Raw genomic sequence first — 19,276 nt, 5'->3', positions numbered from 1 at the left:
ATTTATTTTGATTCTGTGTTAAATCCTTCTGTACTTTCTTTTTTAACCAATACAGTCGCCGTTCTTAGAATGAGTTTAATATCCATCCAAATACTGTAGTTTTCGATATACATTAAATCCATAATCAGTTTATCTTTAGGGGTTGTATTGTATTTTCCTTCGATTTGAGCTATACCCGTTAAACCAGCTTTAACTTTAAGTCGGTAACGGAATTGTGGTAAATCACTCTCATATTGATGAACATTTTCAAGCATCTCAGGACGCGGTCCTACCATACTCATATCACCTTTGATAATATTCAATATTTGAGGTAACTCATCCATTCGTGTTTTTCTTAATACCTTACCTACTGCAGTAATTCGATCATCATTTTCAGTTGAGGAATAGTTTTCAACATTTTCTTTCATCGTTCTGAACTTAAATACCTTGAAAACTTTACCGTTCTCAGTATAACGTTCCTGTCTGAAGAAAATCTTACCGCCATCGTTTAATTTGATTGCAATTCCTGCGATAATCCAAATCGGCGATGATAAAATCAATCCTAAAATAGAGCAAATCAGATCAAGAATTCGTTTAAAGAATTTCTGTTCAAATGATAGTCCTTTGGACTCCACAACAATCAGTGGAATATCATCATAAACAACTTGTTCACCAGCCAGCTCGACTACGTCAGTAATCTCAGGGGTAAAACTAATTGATATGCCGTTTTTGTAACAGAAATCTGTCAGGAATGAACGTTCTTCATTATGAATTCCTACACATACAACGCGATCAATATCACTAAAATTAAAACTGTTTATTTTTGAATAATCAATGACATCAACGACTCGGTATTGTAATTTGTAATTCGATAGATATCGATGTATTTTTCGTAAAGTATCATCATCTGATTCATAGGATTTTACGATTAAAACATGCTCCGCAGTATATAGCTTAAAGTAGAGCCAGTTCCCGACGTAAGCAGCGATTGAAATAATAATGACTTGCATAAGAATTACATACAACAGAATATCTAGTTGTTCGATTCTAAATGTTTGATTATTATGTGGATTTGTATTCATAACCATGAGTTGAATATAGGTTACAATATCCGTTAACACTACAGCAATCGTCGTTGAAAAGATAATTGGTTTACTCTTCTGCTTCCCTATTGAGAAATTTCCATAGACAAATACCATTAATACCAAAATGACTGCAAAGGTCATCGTTGTAATAACAGTTGTCCTTGATACATATTGAAGCCCAACGTTGTGTAATTCAAACATTTGGAAAAATACTGTGTAAAGTAAATAATACACAACGAGCTTGTATAAAAGAATTGTCAGACTTTTTAAATTATTTTTCATTTTTTAAAATCTCCAGTTAGTAAAAAAGACCGCTCAAAAATTAATATTTTGGCCTTCTATTATGATAGCATAAAACCCCTCTTTAATAAACAAAATATGGCATTAAAGAGAGGTTTATGAGAAAAATCACACGAAGTAATACATTTAAAAAAATCAGACTTCATCGATTTCTTTCTTCGTGAAATACTTTAAGAATGGTAGAAGTTCTTCAGGATTGTCTGAAGTTAGAATCGAACCTAGAATAATTACAAGTACTAAAATGAAATGTAAAGCATCAAAGTCACGAGTTAAAATTAATTGAAATAGGAAAGCCCATGCAGGATAGGAGATATTGAGTCCCATTGCACGACCCGCTCCAATCATACCAATTGCTTTGTAGTAGCAAAGATAAGAAATAGTTCCTACAACTCCAGCACCGATTAACAGCATCACAAGATTTCCGTTACCAAAGATTTGCATAACCCCCTCATACCCAAGGAATGGAACAATTATCAAACCATAAGTTAAACCTGATACCATTTGACGGATACCAAGAGCGATTTCTGCACTTACATCTTCTTTCAATGCAACGCCTACGATAACCGCTTCACTTCCCCATCCCACAACACAGCCTATTGCAGCCAGCAAACCAACTCCAAGGTTATCAATAACACCGATACCACTGATGCTCATCATGACAATTGCAGATACCGCGAGAATAACCCCAACAATTCCTTGTTTTGATAATTTTTCCTTGAATAGTAGGTATCCTAATATTAATCCGAAAATCGGGTAAACTGCAGATATACCCGCAGCCATTGACGAACCCAGGTACTTAATTGAAATAATATACGATCCCATTCCGATTGGGCCACCCAATAAGGCAGCACACGCAATAATCGCTCCCGACTTTGAAAACAACACTTTTGTAAAATCTTTAATTTTGCCTCTAACAGCAATTAAGACAAATAACAATACAAATGAAGCACTATCATGAATAAAGGTTGAATATAGTGAGCCATTATCTCCAAGTGACATAAAGATCACACTTGAAAGCACAACTCCAAGTAACACTGAATCCAAACCCCAGAAAACTCCTGATAAAAGTCCAACGATACTCCCGTTTTTAGTTTCCATTGATTTATCCCACCTTCGTTACTTTCACAAACTCATCATAGTATAGTTCTGACCATTTAAATTGATCAATACCGTATGTTCCATAAGTTTCTCCACGTGTTTCTTTGTACTGAGTCCACAATGCCCACAGTACCCCTACGAGCGAGCAGTATGCATATAACAACGCATTTTGATACTCATTAGGTTCCTCTTCAAGATACAATCTTAAAAGCTCATCAGTTTCATTTACAGGCAAATAAGAGAATAGCACAATCATCGCTAGGTCCAAGTATGGATCAGAAATTGCAGAGTATTCCCAATCAAGAAGATGATGTTTGTCATCTGACCACACAAAGTTAAGAACAATAGGATCTATGTGGCAAAAACATAGCTCGTTATGATTAGCATCGACATAATCTCTAATTTCTCGAATTTTGTCATAATGATCAAGTAATCCCGGATAATATTTTGCTTCATTACTCTCACAAAGATTAAAATAATATTCAATTCTTTCATTGACATCAAATTTATGTTCGACTTCAATATCCGATTCATGAAGCTTTCGAATTGTTCCAATCATCACTTCTATATCTTCTTCAGTGAATTGTTTTGCATTTTTTATATACTTAGCAATTTTGATTCCTTTCTTAGGATCAAAATATATGATTTCATCCGATATGTTTAAATGCTGAATTGCTTCATATGATTTAGCTTCAGCATATCTATCAATGAGGACATCAGTACCTTCTCCAGCCACACGGAAGACATAATCTGCATCCTTCACAGTGAATTTGAAGGAATCATTAGTCATACCAACTTTTAGCGGAGTAATACCGTGAATATCACTCAGTGAGCAATCTAACTCTTTACAGATAATATCTAAGAGCGGGTTTCTAGCATTTTTACAATAACTCGTATCAAATTCACGCAACTCCTCATAGCATTCAAACTCTAATACCGATTCACCAGCACTAAGATTGGAATATAAACGTAATTCATTCATAAATTTAATATAAACATCTTCCCAATACCACTGAGAAAATGATTCATCCTCGTATAAATCCACAATCTTTTCAGCCAAAACTTTTGTAAATGATTTCGAAAGAAATGCAGTACCATACATCGCTTCTTGATTCACAGCAGACTTAGAAACATTGTTTATCAGTCCGGTATCATCACATTCAATACCCCACTCTGAAACTTTTCCCTCAAAATACTTCGTCGCATACCAAGAATGATATTCATATTGATGAAATACATTATCCTCAATATAAATATCAGAAGGCGTTAAATAGGAGTTACCAAGTATTCCTTCTTTGTTTGCATAATATAAACTCGATATGTTATTTTTAGTTGCGAAATCTAAATTCTGAATAATTTTAACATCATATTTTTTTGCGAGATATTCGAATTGTTTCCCCATATATCCAACAATGATGTAAATGTTTTCAATACCTGCATCACGGAACTGAATAATTTGACGTTCAACCAAAGGAACATCATTCACCTCAATTAACCCTTTTGGTATGTAGTATGAATATGGTACAAAACGAGACCCCATACCTGCAGCCATTATGATTGCATTATCGACTTTGAAAGGCTTCATTTTAGCGAGCCCTTCCTCCGTCACAGATACAACACCTTTTGATTCTTCGATTAAATTTGAATTACTTAGTTCTTGAATAGCGGGAAATTCAAACTTACTTAAAAGATCATTCAACGTAAGAGCGTTATTTTCAATAATATCACGCAGAACTACAAAACTGTTCACCATAAATAAAATACCCCCTATGATTATTTAGCAATCTTTCTAGCTGTAAAAAAACATGGTTACCTAATGAATAATTATATCACAAGTACGCTTTTAAGCAATAACCATGTAATAATAACTATATATAATAGATAATGTAATACAGAAGGCGACTCACTTACAATGTTTTTGTCAAAAATTATTAGAAAGTGAACTATCGTCATTACTATTTTTGCACAATTAATTTAGAGCAAGAGTTTTACTTATTGGCAGCACAATGTTTCCATTACAAATATAAAAATCTCCACTACAAATTAATGTAGTGGAGCGGCGACTCAAAAAACCAATATTGGAGTTCACCTACACTCGATATTGGAGACACTCTAAAAGTTCCACGACAAGCCTATATTTTTCACCTTTTTGAGTTTCATTTATAAATTATTTTTTAAAGAAAGTTACTTGTAAGTATCAAATAGTATTTTCTCATTTTTTTATTACTCTCATGACTCAAAGAAAAGGAACTATCAATTTTTCCAATTTGTCATATCAAATTTATTAATGAAGACTTTCGACATTATTTAATTTCGATACCAAATCCTTCTGTGCTTTCTTTTTTAACTAGCACAGTCGCAGTTCTTAGAATGAGTTTAATATCCATCCAAACACTGTAGTTTTCGATATACATTAAATCCATAATCAGTTTATCTTTAGGGGTCGTATTGTATTTTCCTTCGATTTGAGCAATTCCTGTTAGTCCGGCCTTAACTTTTAATCTATATCGGAATTGTGGTAAATCACTTTCATATTCGTGAACATTCTCCAACATCTCTGGTCTTGGCCCTACCATACTCATATCACCTTTAATTATATTGAGAATTTGAGGCAATTCATCCATTCTCGTTTTTCTTAATACCTTGCCGACTGCAGTAATACGATCATCGTTTTCTGTCGATGAATAGTTCGCAACATTTTCTTTCATAGTTCTGAACTTAAATACCTTGAAAACTTTCCCGTTCTCAGTATATCGTTCCTGTCTAAAGAAAATCTTTCCGCCATCGTTTAATTTGATTGCGATTCCTGCGATGATCCAAATCGGCGATGATAGAATCAATCCAAAAATCGAACAAATTAGATCAAGAGTTCGTTTAAAGAATTTTTGCTCAAATGATAGCCCTTTGGATTCCACAACAATAAGAGGAATATCATCATAAACGACCTGTTCACCAGCAAGTTCAACCACATCAGTAACTTCAGGTGTGAAACTAATTGAAATTCCATTCTTGTAACAAAAATCTGTCAGGGATGAACGTTCTTCATTATGAATTCCTACGCATACAACACGATCAATATCACTAAAATTAAAACTGTTAATTCTCGAATAATCAATAACATCAACGACACGGTACTGTAATTTATAATTTGATAGATAACGATGTATTTTTCGCAAAGTATCGTCATCAGATCCATATGATTTTACGATTAAAACATGTTCCACAGTGTATAACTTAAAGTAGAGCCAGTTACCTACGTAAGCAGCAATTGTGATAACAACGACTTGCATCAGAATCACATACAACAAAATATCTAGTTGTTCGATTCTAAATGTTTGATTATTATGAGGATTTGTATTCATAATCATGAGTTGAATATAGGTTACAATATCCGTTAACACTACTGCGATCGAAGTTGAAAAAATAATTGGCTTACTCTTTTGCTTTCCGATTGAGAAATTTCCATACACAAACACCATTAATACCAAAATAACTGCAAATGTCATCGTTGTAATAACAGTTGTTCTTGATACATATTGAAGCCCAACGTTGTACAATTCAAACATTTGGAAAAATATTGTGTAAAGCAAATAATATACAACAAGCTTATATGTAAGAATTGTCAGACTTTTTAAATTTTTTTTCATTTTCACCTCACTAAATTCAATTCGAAAGAGGATATCAATCTAGACTCTCAAAAAAATAAATACTGATATCAAATATAACTTTTAATCCCTAACAACAAACGCTATAATACTTATTTAAAGGTTAAAACGACAACCTATCAACTACAAAAAACCTTACTTGGTAGATTAAAGACTAAAGGTTATCAATATACCACTTAATTGTGAGTTCAAGTCCGTCTTGAAAGGAGAATCGAGGGTTATAATTCAAGTCGGTTTTCGCTCTTGCAATTGAAGCATTAGAATGCTTTATATCACCTTCTCTATCAACCCCAAACGATACGGAAGTTTTTTTATTCATAGTGATGAATAAGGAGTCAATGAGCTCATTCAAGCTAACTCTTCCTCCAAATGCAATATTATATGCTTTACCATTTGCAATATCACCGCTGAAACACGACTTCAAATTCGCTTCTATGACATTGTCAATATAAGTGAAATCACGTGATTGATTTCCATCACCATTCACCTGAATAGGTTCATTCTGGAGAATCGCTTTAATAAATTTAGGAATTACAGCTGAATACTGTGAATTCGGATTTTGTTTTCTACCAAAAACATTAAAATATCTTAACCCTACAGTAGGGAGTTTATATATTCTCGAGTAGAATTCCCCATAGTATTCATCAATTTTCTTAGAAAGCGCATAAGGCGACAGTAAGTTTCCTTCTATGCCTTCTTTTTTTGGCAAATTTGGTTCGTCACCATAAACAGATGAGCTAGAAGCATACACTACTTTTTTTACTTTACTTAGTCGCGCTGCCTCAAATACACTTACAGTTCCAATAACGTTCTGCTCAGCATAAAAAACTGGCATAATCATACTTCTAGGCACGCTACCCCACGCAGCTTGGTGTAAAACATAGTCAATTCCAACCATTTTATCGGCCAGATTATTTGTATCACAAATATTCATTTCAACAAATTCAAAGTTAGGATTATCCATGTGTTCATGAATATTTTCTATCAATCCATTTGATAGATCATCAATTCCAATCACAATTTGGTTATGAGACAAAAGAAATTCGACAAGGTTTGATCCAATAAATCCAGCACAACCGGTTATTAGGAATTTAAACTGTTTTTCATTTAATTTTTTAATAATATTTTCCATTATAAGCTCCAGTATTTATATGATTTACTCAATTCATTTTTCACATTTTTAACATCAACAACAATAGCATCATCTTTGAGAAGCTTGCCATATTTTTCAGAAGACATTTCTACATATTCAGAGTGATTTACCGCAAGGATTACAACATCATAGCTAATACTTTCCGCAAACGGAAGGTTATTAACAACTTTGATCCCATAATGTGTCGCTACTTCATCTGCATCTGCAAGCGGATCAAATATATCAACATTTACTCCAAAATCATTAAGTTCCTTAACAATATCAATTACTCTGGTATTTCGGATATCTGCACAGTTCTCTTTAAAAGTGAATCCCAAAATTGCAACCTTGGAATCATAAAGAGATTTTTTGTCATTAATCATCATCTTAATGCTCTTTTGTGCTATATATTTACCCATGTCATCATTTACTGTCCTACCTGCAGTAATTATTTGAGATACATAACCTACTTGATTAGCTCTGTAAGTTAAGTAGTAGGGATCCACACCAATGCAGTGCCCTCCGACGAGACCCGGAGTGAAATTCAGGAAATTCCATTTTGTAGATGCCGCTTCTAGCACTTCACTAGTATTAATATTTAATTTATCGAAAATCATAGCTAACTCATTTACAAAAGCAATATTAATATCCCTTTGACTATTTTCAATTACTTTTGCAGCTTCAGCAACTTTGATTGATGTTGCCTTATAAATTCCAGCTTCTATAATTTCTCCATATATTTCGGATACTAAATTCAAGCTTTCAGAATTATCTGCACTTACAACTTTAACAATATTTTCCAATCTATGTAATTTATCACCAGGATTGATTCTTTCAGGAGAATACCCAATAGAAAAATCGTTAGGATAATTCAAATTAGAGTTTTGTTTGAGAATAGGAAGACATATATCCTCTGTCACTCCTGGATATACTGTAGATTCATACACTACTACAGAGTTTCTTTTTAGGTATGGTGCTACAATTTCGGTAGCAGAAATTACTAAATCTAAGTTTGGGGTTTTATCCTCGTTTATTGGAGTTGGAACTGCAACAACAAAAAAATGTACATCTTCCAATTCAGAAATACAATCAGTAAATAACATAGTTGAATTGATTATTTCGGTTCTTTAAAATCTGGTGTTGGTGAGATATTTATCTCATCAACACTTTTTTATTTTAGATAATAAAAAAAGACATAGATAAGTAAATCCTCTATACTAAAGTCACCACAACCAGAGAAAGGGATCCATCATCTATGTCCAATCAAAATAATACACGAATTTTACTTAATATTAAAGACAAATCCATACATTTTTCAGATGAAAGTGTTCAACAAGAAGTCATAAAAGGAGTTTTATCTCACGTTGTATACGCTACACACTCTCCGGATCATCCCGATTATTGCACAAAATGTGGTTGCATTAATCAAGATAACTCTATTATTAAAAACGGAACTAAGTCTGTCACAATTAAACTTCCAAAGTGTTCTAATTTCACAACCTACTTAAAACTTAAAAAACAACGCTATTACTGCAAGATGTGTTCGCATACATTTATCTCTCAAACAAACCTAGTTGATAAAAACTGCTCCATATCCAAGAACACCTATCATAAAGTACTTTTAGAAATTAAGACAAAACGTTCTGTTTGGGATATATCAAAGAGTAATAATATCTCTCACACTACCATTAACTCTTGGATCACAAATATCAATTCAAAGTTTATTCAACCTCACAATTCCTTGCCCAAGAACCTATCCTTCGATGAGTTTAAGTCAGTTAAAGAGGTTAAGGGTAAGATGTCATTTATTTTTACAGACGCTGATACAGGTAAGATACTGGATATCCTTACGCATCGTCATATTGGTTTCCTCAAGTCTTATTTCTTTTCATTCCCTCTTGAAGTTAGAAAACAAGTAGAGACTGTTTCTATGGATATGTTTAAAGGATATATCGACCTCGTAAAGTCCTGTTTCCCTAACGCTAAAATAATTACCGATAGATTCCATGTCGTTCAGCTTATTAATCGATCATTCAACTCTGTAAGGACGCAAGTTATGAAAGAGAATAAACAATACTACTCTAAATTGAAGAAGTATTGGAAACTCTTAATGATGACTCAAGATGATTTAGATGACAAAGAATATAAGCACTTTAAGTGTTTCCCTCATCTTATGACTGAACAACAGGTCGTCGATGAACTCTTGAGATCTTCAAAAGAACTCGAAGAGTGTTATTGGTTAATGCAGCGAATACGGCTCTCTATCAATAACAGGCAAATAGACTATTTCGAAGACTTAATATCCAAGAATTACAAACATCTACCCAAGACGATTCAAACCACAATCAATACATTCAACTATCATAAAACATCGATACTTAATGCACTTACTTATGAATACTCAAACGGAAAATTAGAAGGTACTAATAACTTAATAAAAGTAATTAAGAGAATTGCATTCGGGTATCGATCATTCACAAATTTTAGAGCGAGAGTTTTACTTATAAGCAACACAATGTTACCATTACAATTATAAAAAGCTCCACCACAAATTAATGTGATGGAGCCGTGACTCTAAATCAATATTGGAGTTCACCAACACTAGATTTTCAAGAGCCATAAATATCTCATCAACACCAAATTTTAAAGAACCACAAAAAATCTTATTGCGAATAAGCAACGGGATTACCTGTGGCACAAATTATAGATTAACAACCTATTTTTAACTTCAAACAATTAGAAGACTTGAATTGGATTTGGACAAATCTGCCCAAGTATGACTCTTCGATCACTGCCTGTTGCAGATGGAACATTACTTGCAACATTATTGAGTGTTTCATTACCTAGGATTGCGAATGCAACTGCTTCTTTTGCATCACTGGAGAATCCTAAATCTTCTTGTGTTACAACAGAATGATCTGGTAACATCTCCTTTAATTCCTTAATTAGGAGTGGATTATAAGCTCCTCCACCACCTAAAATGATTTGATCAATATCAAGTTTGTCAAAAACATACTTTTTATAAGCGTCTGCAATCGTAAAGGCAGTAAACTTAGTCAAGGTATAGATAACGTCATTAGGCTCCGTAAACCGCTTGCAAATGTCTGCTACAACATCTTCTCCGAACATCTCTCTTCCTGTTGACTTAGGTGGCAACAGTTTTAGATACGGATGATTGATTAATTCATCATATAGTTCAGGAATTAACTGTCCTTTAAAACCGTATTGAGCATCTTTATCATAAGGCTCATTATAGAAGTGTGCAGTTGCTGCATTCATCATCATATTTCCTGGACCGGTATCAAATGCTGTAACATCCTCAAGTCCACAATTTTTAGGAATAATTGTAACATTACCAATTCCACCAATGTTTTGAAGAAGTACGGATTCATCTTTACGAGAGTAAAGAATAAATTCTGTGTAAGGAACAAGTGGCGCACCATCGCCTCCTGCAATCATATCCATGGGTCTAAAGTTAAAAACTACTTGAGTATGGTGATCGTAAGCAATCTGTGATGGATCACCAATTTGTAGTGTTGAACGATAGAAAGGTTTTTCAGCCTTTGGCATGTGATAAATAGTTTGACCATGTGATGCAACAAAGTCCAATTCGCCTTTGAAGTCTGCTTTCGTTAATACTTTTTGAACTGCTTGACTCCAAATGTCACCCAACTCAAAATTAAGTGAACAAATAAGATCTACAGATGATGTTTCTGGATGACTTGCTTTTAAAATGCGTGATCTTAAATCATCAGAAATATCGAGAGATGTAAATTCAATTACTTCGCATTGAGTATCTGTACCAAATCCGTTTAATTTAACGAGTACTGCATCGACCCCATCGAGTGAGGTACCTGACATAAGACCTACTGCATATTTATCTTGCATGTTTTTTCTCCTATTTATTTTCGAGTGCTGCTGAGATACGTCCTTGATTGTTTTCAAGAAGTGTCATTGCTGCTTCTGCATCAAGATTCGCTTTTTCCATAACGATAGCTAGTTTTACATTATCTTTACTTAGTTTTTGTAATTCAGCTGCACGATCATATGAACAACCTGTAGCTTTGATAATGATTTGACGTGCACGTTCAACAAGTTTTTCATTTGTTGCTTTAACATCAACCATAAGGTTTCCGTAAATTTTACCCCATTTAATCATGATTCCTGTTGATAAAATATTAAGAACCATTTTTGTTGCTGAACCTGATTTCATACGTGTTGAACCTGTCACAACTTCTTGACCTACAACTGCTTCAATTGGGTAGTCAGCATAGTTGAAGAACTCACTGTTTTCAACACAAGCAAGTGAAATTGATTTTGCACCAATTTCTTTAGCATATTCTAATCCACCAATACAGTATGGTGTACGGCCTGATGCACCAATAGCACATACAACATCATTTTCATTGAAATTAATATTTTTAAGATCTCTAACTGCGTCTTCTTTACTGTCTTCTGCAGCTTCAACTGGGTGACGTAATGCTGTGTCTCCACCAGCAATAAGTCCAACAACAGCTTCTTCACCTACTCCAAATGTTGGGAGACATTCTGATGCGTCAAGAACTCCTAAACGTCCTGATGTACCTGCTCCAATGTAGACAAGACGTCCCCCATTAGAAACAGCTTCGTATGCAGCATCTACAGCAGCTGCAATTTGAGGTGTTGCTTTCTCAACAGCATCGATAACCGCTTGGTCTTCACGATTAATGAGTTGCACCATTTCAAGTGTGCTTAACTTATCGATATTCAATGTGTTTTGATTTTGTTGCTCAGTTCCAATCTTACTTAAATCTACTTTCATACTCTTTCCTCACTTTATATAATGACATTATAAAAGATTTGAAATAATATTTCAAATCTTTTAGTTAAATTATGAAATTATTGTGTTATCTCAGAGATTGAACAGACTGACGTGTTTTAACGAGTTTATCTCGCGTCTGTTCAATGTTATCTTTCGCTACTCCTAAATACAGTAAATCCGATACTGCAAACATTGAGAATCGTGATGCGATAGATCCAAGTCTAAGCTCAGACTCTTCTTGAGGAATATTCAAGATCATATCGGAATACTTCGTCAAGTCTGATCGCCCCACTTGTGTGATTGCAATCGTTTTTACACCTTGAGCTGACGCCATCTTTTGAGCAGTAACAACTTCTCGTGTCACACCAGAGTATGATATTGCAATCGCAACATCACGTTCATCTGCGAAAGATAATGCTGATATCTCAAGGTGAGCATCTGTAAAGTATCGAGCCTCTACATCAATTCGAATTAATTTTTGATACAAGTCCTCACAGACCACTCCTGATCCACCCACTCCAAAGAGATAAACACGACGCGCTTTCTTTAAGGCATCGATTGCTTCTTCAAGAATCGGTACATTAATTAATTTATAAGTGTTCGTGAATGTTCGATGATTTGAATACAATGCTTTACGAATCATTGTCTCTGAAGAATCATCCTCTTTTATGAGCTTATCAATGGACTCGTCATCATCGTATTGATCTTTAGCAAGTTCAACCTTCAAATGTGTAAATCCTTTATATCCAATTTTCTTAGAAAAGCGAACAACAGCCGCTGCGGAAGAATCAACTTCTTTGGCAAATCTTTGCGAAGAAAAATTAATAACTTCATCTTTATTGTTTAAGATGTATTCAGCTATTTTCTTCTCTGTTTCTGTATAAGTATGCATATTTTTTTTAATACGATAAATACAGCTCATAACGCATCCTCCTTAGTTGTTATTTTCTTGTTGGAATAGTTCTAAATCATATTTCTTAAAGAACGGGAAATAAACTAAAAATGAGATTAAGATTAGTAAGAATGAAAGTCCGACTGCACGAATATCTCCAAGTGTCGATATAAAGATACCGATTGGAACAGGTAACACCCATGGTGCTACAATAGAAGGTATCGTAACATATCCTGAATAAAACGCAATGTATCCAAGCGCTGCACATGCGATTGGCGCAAGGAAGAACGGAAGTCTGAAGTGTTTGTTATCAACAATTGGTACACCAAAGATAATATTTTCATTGATATTGAACCAATTGGACACAATCGCTTCTTTTCCAAGTTCTTTCATATGTTTACTCTTCGAGAAGTATCGCATTGCAAGTGAGAGTCCAAGAGTACATCCTGACCCTCCTAGCCATACAATCCATTGGAAGAATGTTTCTGAACCAATATAGATCGCAGGTTGTTTAATAATAACTTGGAAACCATTAACAACCATCATAAAGAGCCAAAATGGTCTTAATAATGTTCCAATGACACCCACACCATGAATTCCAAGTACCCAGAAAGAACAGATAAGAAGAATTGTTGCAATTACCGCAACAGGTGTATTAAGTAAGTCAGTCACAAACATAAATGCATGTGGTATCACATACATCCAATCTCTTAAGACATATGTCATCACAAATGCTACAGAAAAGACAATTACTAATGGGAATATACGATTCCAGTAATCCACTACTGCTTGTGGCAAACGCTTTGATTTAGCTTTAAACTGATTTAATCCTTCCAAAAGAGCATGGAAGAATACTGCTAAAATACAAGCAACAAATGGATAAACGGTTCCATATCCATTCGGAATATAGTTAGGTGCAAAAAGTGCCACTAAGAATACTGTTGCATAACGGAAGTGATCGGTAACACCCTCTTCTGTTAATTCAGAAGAAATTACATATGCGAATATTAACGCAAGTAGTAAACAATAATATTGGTAAACTGAAGCGAAGAAAATACGCAATTCTTCACTAACTGTACCGTACTGATCAAATTGATAAAACACAAAAATAAAAAAAGCTAATGCAATATTAATATACGCAGCTTTATTAATGGCTGACTTAATTGCATTCAAATAACGGTTTGTTTGAACCGCCGAAACAATTTTTTCTAACATTTTAATACCTCACATCCAAGTACATCATACTTTATTTTAAAAAAAGAAGGAATAGCTTCCCTCTTTTATTTAATTGGAATAAACTTAATTTTCGTATCACGATCAATGTAATCGACCAATTCTACGTAATCAGGATGAATAAATCCTAAAACATTGGTACGAGCATCCATTGGGAAGTCTTTTTTAGTGATTTGAATTTCACCACTATAACGACCCGATAGTTTGTTTTCCATTGTAATCGCACCGCGTACACGGTATGAGTTATCAATCACATCAATGTTTGGTACACGAGGTGATAGGACACGAATTACGTTTTCTGATAAATCTTTACGAACAGTATGTTCTTTTTCGTACATATCCTGTGCATTTTCATTAAAATGAGCAGGAATGGTCATAGTACGATCTTTCATATAGCTTTCAATATTTTGCAATGTTGATTCATGTGCTAATGAGTCACCGATTAAAATATCAGCAATACCACATTCATGAATTAATTCGACAGCAGCAACATACGGATTCTTTTGACGATGTTGTTCTACTGTTGGAAGTCCTTCGTAAAGTGGGAATCGTTTTAGACGATCTCCAGGCACAAATGCCATAATTTTAATATCATGTTTAATAAATACTTTGTTAATCTTTTTAAAGTAATCTAAAGACAATCCAGTTTCAGTTTTTGGATAGAAATTATGAAGCACTGATATGTGAGTGAAATCGACACCGGCTGCTTTGGCATCGAGAATATATTGTTCATTCACAACACTAGCATTTAACATCAATTCAAAATCTTGAAGTAGTGTTTTAACAATTTCAAAATCATCAAAACCGTAATCAAGACGAAGTGCTGTAAATCCTAATTCTTTAAGTGCCTTATAATCATTCGCTTCAACCCCTAATTTTTCAAAGGTTGCAGGAGAAATATCAGGAACTAACTCAAGTCCTAATTCCTTTGTTGTTTTTAAGAACTCAGGTAATTGTTTATCGAGTTGTGATAGATCTTCTTCTGGAATATGAAGCGAAGTAAACAAATACTTCGCTCCTATTTCAGATGCTCTCTTTAGGTACTCATAATCTAAATCTTGGAAATAGCTTGAGATTCCTAACATAGATTATTTTTGTTCTTCAGCTTCCGCAGCAGCAATTTCCATAAGATCGTTCTTTTCGATTGCTTTAACGAATGGGTAGAATACAAAGTACATAAATACCCATGCAAGTAATACGTATGCTAGAGCTGCAAAGCTACCGTTTGTAGCTAAGAATGTTTTGATTGGAGCTGGTGTGATCCATGAGATCATTAATGCAGGTACTGGCAACCAACCGATTGTTGTTAATACAATTGCAACGATTGCTAAGAATACATAACTTAAGATGAATGGAATCATCATTAATGGGTTTAGCATGATTGGAAGACCAAAGATTAGTGGCTCACCAATGTTAAATAGTGATGCAGCAATTGATAATTGACCAAGTTTTTTCAAACGTGGTGATTTGGAAGTAATTAATGACAATGCTAATGGGAATAAACCAATCCAAATGTAGTTGTCAATCCATACTGAAGAAAATTTGTATGGTAGTGGTTGGATTCCAGCTTGGAATGCTGCCAAGTTTTCGTTAGCCATTTGTCCCCAGAATGTACCAGCAACAGAGTTAACGATATTTGAACCGTGGATACCCACTGCCCATAGAATACGGTTTAAGAATGTTGTAACGATAACAACAATTGGGCTATCTCCAACTTGTACAAGTGGTGTAAAGATTCCTGCGATCATTTCTGGAATGTTCATGTGGAGAACATGTCCGAAAATCCACCAGAATAAGATTACAAAGAAGCTAGGAATTAAAGCAACGAATGATTGAGATACCATTGGTGGAACACCTTCTGGCATTTTGATAACCATTTTCTTGTTAACTACGAAACGGTAAATTTCAACAGTAACAATAGCAATAATTAAGGCAGCAAATACCCCGATTGCTCCTAAGTACAATGTCGGAACACCTGTGAATGAACCAGGTTTGTCTGATCCTTCAACGATTGTTTTTACAGTTTGTGCTGGGTTAAGTAATAAGAATGATGCTACAGCTAAGATCATAGGTTGAACAATATCGTGGTTCTCCCCTTTTTGCTTGTTGTAGTATTCTACTAATCCATAAGATGCAGTAATAACAGTATATAATGCGATAAATCCTGTACCAACGCCTGATGCTGCAGCGATTGTCCATCGGAAATCTCCAAGGAAATCAGTCCAACCTGGAATTGGGAATGATGCAACTAATAAAAATACAGAACCAATAACTAATAAACTCATGATTCCAAGTCCAGTACGTTGCATTACTTGGACATATTTTAATTGAGAAAACTTAATCAATGGTGGTGCAATTTTCTCTTCAATAAAGCGTGTTAAACTCTCCATTTTAAACTCCCTTTCTGCACTGTTAGTGCTTACAGTGGATATGATAGACCATTAAGAAATAAATTTCAAGTAAATTAGCATATTTTTGGAATATTATTTCAAAGATTGTATATTTCGTTGCTTTCCCAACTGAATTTTGCTAGAATATTTTCGTAGAAAGAGGTGCACCCTATGATTATTGTAAACAGCCCTATTATGCAAAAACAAATTCAAACTATCGTTGAAGGTCTTGATAACCCAAAAGCAACTTTCGTTAAAAAAGACGGTATTAAGCTCTATTTCGAAGTTGAAATGGAAGATAAAGAAGAAGCTTGCAAGCTTATTAAAGCAGCAATCAAAAAAGATCCAATGGCAGGCGCAATCATGTTCACAGTTAAACCTGGCGAATACGTATAATAGCTATAAAACATTAAAAGAGGTTGCTTATTTATGAAGCAACCTCTTTTTTATGCGTTTCTTTTTTGTGAGAATTCTTTTAAATAGTACAAACTTATAGGAATTACAATGTATCCAAATACCATTGCAGTAATCGCTTTATAGTTTAAAACTGTTGTTCCTAAAGCGGTAGTTTCCGAAAATTGACCTGCCCAATCGAACTTAACTAATAAGAAAATTGTCAGTATTATTGAAATTATCGGTAAAACAACATCGGTAATTTTATTTTTATGTGCATCTAAGATTGGTTCTTTTGATTTCCCTCTATAAAAGTAAATAACTGCTAGAGGAACCATAACAAACTGAACGAATCGCGAAATGGAACTGATAACCATAATACTTCCCATTTTATAATCAAAGGATATTGGGACTACAATCGCAACAATTGCAGTAAGTAAGAAGGCTCTAAGCGGAAAGTCATGACCCGTTCGTTTATCAAAAAACTTAGATAATTGACCTTCTTTTGCCATTGATTCTAAAACTCGCGGTGTGTGAAATGAGGCCGCTACATTTATACCAAACATCGAAACAAGTGCTCCTATAATGATTAATCCTTTAATAAAGGGATTATCAAAGACAGCCGCCAGTATAACAACTTCTTTTGATGTTGCAAGCGCTACTGGATTCACCATCATCGCGATACCAACAATCGCAATATAGAAGAAAGCAATGATAATAATTCCCACAGGAATTGCTCGAGGTAAATTAACTTCTGGCTTCTCCATATCTTGAGAACCACTCGCGATACTTTCAAATCCGGTAAATGCATAAAATGCAGCGAGCATACTCATAACAAATACAGACACTGTCATGGGGGCACAACTAGGGATCCATCACTACCTGTTACTGTGGCTATTTCACTGAAATGATTTTCACCTGTTTTAAGCACGATCACAATACCAGCGATGATTGTTATTGAGAGTGCAAGAAGCTTCCCGATTGTCGAAAGGTTGCTGATAACCGTTAAGATTCTCGTACCCCACATGTTTATAAATAACAGAATTAGCATAAGAATCAAAAAGCCAATTGTAATTGCAGAGTTAGTCGGTTCAATTTTGAAAATATTCAAGCTCGTTCTAACAACAGCTGTGGCCATGACACCCCATGCTATACTTGCTGAAACAAAACGTGTAATACCAATATAGAACCCAGTCTTTTCTCCGAAGGCAGCTTTTGTATATGCGTAAGCAGCTCCACCCTTCACAACATACTTCGATGCAGAAGCAAATGAAATGGCAAGCACAGATGCAAAGATGGCAGCGCAGAGATAGACTATGGGTGTAAGCGTCCCTGCTTGTTTCACAACATCAGTCGGAGAAATGAAAATTCCCGACCCGATGATTGAATTAATCGTTAATAATACAATCGACCAATAACCCATTTTTTCATATTTTTTCATGTTATTACATCGCTTTCTTAATTATAAGCTTAAATATTTCGTTCATTTCTTCATTGTCTTTCAACATTTCTGGATGCCACTGAACCGCAACCAAGAATTGATCACCAGAATACTCAATTGATTCAATAACACCATCTAGAGCACGTGCTACCGCCTTAAATTCTGGCGCTACTTCTCTAACAACTTGATGATGAAATGAGTTAACGGTGTTCTCTTTTCCTAAAATCGGAGTTAACCACGAATCTTCTTCAATTACGATTCCATGAGTCGTAAGTGTTGGCGTTTGATTTTGATTATGTTTCAAGATTTCATTTTCTGAAACAACATATGAAAGATCCTGTTCAAGACTTCCACCATAAAATGTATTCATAATCTGAAGTCCTCGACAAACACCTAAAACAGGTAACTTCTTTTGTTTTGCAATTTCTAAGACTTTAAATTCAAATTCGTCGCGTACCGGTAGAATTTCTCCCAGTTTTTGACGCGGTTGTTGATTATATAATACAGGATTAACATCATATCCTCCAGAGAGAATGATGCCATCAACCATATCAAGTTGTGCCTCTAACACATCAATCTCAGTATTGAGTGGTAGCATCAGTGGTACTCCCCCATTACGAATAATCGCTTGAATGTAATCATCATTAACATAAGTCCGTTTATACCCCGCAAACGGTGCTTCATGCTCAAAAGTATAACTTGTTGTAACTCCAATAACCGGTTTTCTACTTTTCATATCTCCACTCCTTTTTACATATATCATATTATACCTCTAAACAGTCACAGAAATCTAAAAAGTGATTACACTAAAAAAGGGCTCTTGAAAATCTAGTGTTGGTGAACTCCAATATTGATTTAGAGTCACGG

The 19,276-nt window shown here is 34.6% G+C and carries 17 protein-coding genes; 2 read left to right on the top strand and 15 right to left on the bottom strand.

The genetic code is table 11. The features are described from left to right. Positions 1 to 2: 2 nt before the first annotated feature. From H9L01_RS07855 to H9L01_RS07830, 6 genes are all read right to left on the bottom strand, one after another. Positions 3 to 1,346, bottom strand: coding sequence for an exopolysaccharide biosynthesis polyprenyl glycosylphosphotransferase (locus H9L01_RS07855; RefSeq protein ID WP_187533408.1), 1,344 nt, complete (start codon positions 1,344 to 1,346; stop codon positions 3 to 5). Positions 1,347 to 1,499: 153 nt separating this feature from the next. Then, positions 1,500 to 2,462 (bottom strand): DMT family transporter, encoded by a 963-nt coding sequence (locus H9L01_RS07850; protein ID WP_187533407.1) that lies wholly within the window; start codon positions 2,460 to 2,462, stop codon positions 1,500 to 1,502. 4 nt (positions 2,463 to 2,466) lie between these two features. Then, on the bottom strand, positions 2,467 to 4,215 hold the full coding sequence (locus H9L01_RS07845; protein ID WP_187533406.1) for a phosphotransferase: 1,749 nt from the start codon (positions 4,213 to 4,215) through the stop codon (positions 2,467 to 2,469). A 550-nt stretch (positions 4,216 to 4,765) separates the two neighbouring features. After that, a complete protein-coding gene (locus tag H9L01_RS07840; RefSeq protein WP_187533405.1) occupies positions 4,766 to 6,109 on the bottom strand; it encodes a sugar transferase in 1,344 nt (447 codons plus the stop codon). Positions 6,110 to 6,281: 172 nt separating this feature from the next. After that, positions 6,282 to 7,259: an NAD-dependent epimerase/dehydratase family protein gene (locus tag H9L01_RS07835; RefSeq protein ID WP_187533404.1), complete on the bottom strand. Its 978-nt coding sequence runs from the start codon at positions 7,257 to 7,259 to the stop codon at positions 6,282 to 6,284. Next, positions 7,259 to 8,362 (bottom strand): nucleotide sugar dehydrogenase, encoded by a 1,104-nt coding sequence (locus H9L01_RS07830; RefSeq protein ID WP_187533403.1) that lies wholly within the window; start codon positions 8,360 to 8,362, stop codon positions 7,259 to 7,261. The genes H9L01_RS07835 and H9L01_RS07830 overlap by 1 nt, the downstream gene beginning before the upstream one ends. A gap of 152 nt (positions 8,363 to 8,514) precedes the next feature. On the opposite strand from H9L01_RS07830, the gene H9L01_RS07825 reads away from it, so the two are divergent. Then, a complete protein-coding gene (locus H9L01_RS07825) occupies positions 8,515 to 9,795 on the top strand; it encodes an ISL3 family transposase (RefSeq protein ID WP_187533253.1) in 1,281 nt (426 codons plus the stop codon). A 200-nt stretch (positions 9,796 to 9,995) separates the two neighbouring features. Here the strand turns inward: H9L01_RS07825 and anmK are convergent, their stop codons facing one another. The 6 genes from anmK to H9L01_RS07795 all read right to left on the bottom strand — a co-directional run bounded on the left by anmK (position 9,996) and on the right by H9L01_RS07795 (position 16,575). Beyond that, on the bottom strand, positions 9,996 to 11,147 hold the full coding sequence (gene anmK / locus H9L01_RS07820) for an anhydro-N-acetylmuramic acid kinase AnmK (RefSeq protein WP_187533402.1): 1,152 nt from the start codon (positions 11,145 to 11,147) through the stop codon (positions 9,996 to 9,998). Positions 11,148 to 11,157: 10 nt separating this feature from the next. After that, a complete protein-coding gene (murQ, locus tag H9L01_RS07815; protein WP_187533401.1) occupies positions 11,158 to 12,060 on the bottom strand; it encodes an N-acetylmuramic acid 6-phosphate etherase in 903 nt (300 codons plus the stop codon). 85 nt (positions 12,061 to 12,145) lie between these two features. Next, on the bottom strand, positions 12,146 to 12,982 hold the full coding sequence (locus H9L01_RS07810; protein WP_187533400.1) for a MurR/RpiR family transcriptional regulator: 837 nt from the start codon (positions 12,980 to 12,982) through the stop codon (positions 12,146 to 12,148). 12 nt (positions 12,983 to 12,994) lie between these two features. After that, a complete protein-coding gene (locus H9L01_RS07805) occupies positions 12,995 to 14,167 on the bottom strand; it encodes a PTS transporter subunit EIIC (protein ID WP_187533399.1) in 1,173 nt (390 codons plus the stop codon). Positions 14,168 to 14,232: 65 nt separating this feature from the next. Further along, positions 14,233 to 15,270: a MupG family TIM beta-alpha barrel fold protein gene (locus H9L01_RS07800; RefSeq protein ID WP_187533398.1), complete on the bottom strand. Its 1,038-nt coding sequence runs from the start codon at positions 15,268 to 15,270 to the stop codon at positions 14,233 to 14,235. A gap of 3 nt (positions 15,271 to 15,273) precedes the next feature. Next, entirely contained in the window at positions 15,274 to 16,575 is a 1,302-nt protein-coding gene (locus H9L01_RS07795; protein WP_187533397.1) for a PTS sugar transporter subunit IIC, read from the bottom strand. A gap of 171 nt (positions 16,576 to 16,746) precedes the next feature. On the opposite strand from H9L01_RS07795, the gene H9L01_RS07790 reads away from it, so the two are divergent. Then, complete coding sequence (locus tag H9L01_RS07790; protein WP_187533396.1) at positions 16,747 to 16,971, top strand: hypothetical protein; 225 nt, start codon at positions 16,747 to 16,749, stop codon at positions 16,969 to 16,971. A 50-nt stretch (positions 16,972 to 17,021) separates the two neighbouring features. Here H9L01_RS07790 and H9L01_RS10900 read toward each other — a convergent pair whose 3' ends face one another. The 3 genes from H9L01_RS10900 to H9L01_RS07780 are packed head-to-tail and all read right to left on the bottom strand — an operon-like array spanning position 17,022 to position 19,145. Further along, positions 17,022 to 17,822, bottom strand: coding sequence for an APC family permease (locus H9L01_RS10900; RefSeq protein WP_223151016.1), 801 nt, complete (start codon positions 17,820 to 17,822; stop codon positions 17,022 to 17,024). Then, positions 17,819 to 18,409, bottom strand: coding sequence for an amino acid permease (locus tag H9L01_RS10895; protein WP_223151015.1), 591 nt, complete (start codon positions 18,407 to 18,409; stop codon positions 17,819 to 17,821). The genes H9L01_RS10900 and H9L01_RS10895 overlap by 4 nt, the downstream gene beginning before the upstream one ends. 4 nt (positions 18,410 to 18,413) lie before the next feature. After that, positions 18,414 to 19,145: a gamma-glutamyl-gamma-aminobutyrate hydrolase family protein gene (locus H9L01_RS07780; protein ID WP_187533395.1), complete on the bottom strand. Its 732-nt coding sequence runs from the start codon at positions 19,143 to 19,145 to the stop codon at positions 18,414 to 18,416. Positions 19,146 to 19,276 lie beyond the last annotated feature (131 nt).

The sequence above is a fragment of the Erysipelothrix inopinata genome (assembly GCF_014396165.1).
Lineage (GTDB): Bacteria > Bacillota_I > Bacilli_A > Erysipelotrichales > Erysipelotrichaceae > Erysipelothrix > Erysipelothrix inopinata.
Note: the sequence above shows the minus strand (reverse complement) of the source record. Positions and strands in the feature narration are given on the sequence as shown.

Coding starts and splice junctions, on each gene's coding strand:
- H9L01_RS07780 (WP_187533395.1), bottom strand. CDS start 19,145: ATGAAAAGTAGAAAACCGGTTATTGGAGTTACAACAAGTTATACTTTT.
- H9L01_RS07805 (WP_187533399.1), bottom strand. CDS start 14,167: ATGTTAGAAAAAATTGTTTCGGCGGTTCAAACAAACCGTTATTTGAAT.
- H9L01_RS07790 (WP_187533396.1), top strand. CDS start 16,747: ATGATTATTGTAAACAGCCCTATTATGCAAAAACAAATTCAAACTATC.
- H9L01_RS07830 (WP_187533403.1), bottom strand. CDS start 8,362: ATGTTATTTACTGATTGTATTTCTGAATTGGAAGATGTACATTTTTTT.
- H9L01_RS07835 (WP_187533404.1), bottom strand. CDS start 7,259: ATGGAAAATATTATTAAAAAATTAAATGAAAAACAGTTTAAATTCCTA.
- H9L01_RS07840 (WP_187533405.1), bottom strand. CDS start 6,109: ATGAAAAAAAATTTAAAAAGTCTGACAATTCTTACATATAAGCTTGTT.
- H9L01_RS07800 (WP_187533398.1), bottom strand. CDS start 15,270: ATGTTAGGAATCTCAAGCTATTTCCAAGATTTAGATTATGAGTACCTA.
- H9L01_RS10900 (WP_223151016.1), bottom strand. CDS start 17,822: ATGACAGTGTCTGTATTTGTTATGAGTATGCTCGCTGCATTTTATGCA.
- H9L01_RS07795 (WP_187533397.1), bottom strand. CDS start 16,575: ATGGAGAGTTTAACACGCTTTATTGAAGAGAAAATTGCACCACCATTG.
- H9L01_RS07855 (WP_187533408.1), bottom strand. CDS start 1,346: ATGAAAAATAATTTAAAAAGTCTGACAATTCTTTTATACAAGCTCGTT.
- H9L01_RS07850 (WP_187533407.1), bottom strand. CDS start 2,462: ATGGAAACTAAAAACGGGAGTATCGTTGGACTTTTATCAGGAGTTTTC.
- H9L01_RS07845 (WP_187533406.1), bottom strand. CDS start 4,215: ATGGTGAACAGTTTTGTAGTTCTGCGTGATATTATTGAAAATAACGCT.
- H9L01_RS07810 (WP_187533400.1), bottom strand. CDS start 12,982: ATGAGCTGTATTTATCGTATTAAAAAAAATATGCATACTTATACAGAA.
- H9L01_RS10895 (WP_223151015.1), bottom strand. CDS start 18,409: ATGAAAAAATATGAAAAAATGGGTTATTGGTCGATTGTATTATTAACG.
- murQ (WP_187533401.1), bottom strand. CDS start 12,060: ATGAAAGTAGATTTAAGTAAGATTGGAACTGAGCAACAAAATCAAAAC.
- H9L01_RS07825 (WP_187533253.1), top strand. CDS start 8,515: ATGTCCAATCAAAATAATACACGAATTTTACTTAATATTAAAGACAAA.
- anmK (WP_187533402.1), bottom strand. CDS start 11,147: ATGCAAGATAAATATGCAGTAGGTCTTATGTCAGGTACCTCACTCGAT.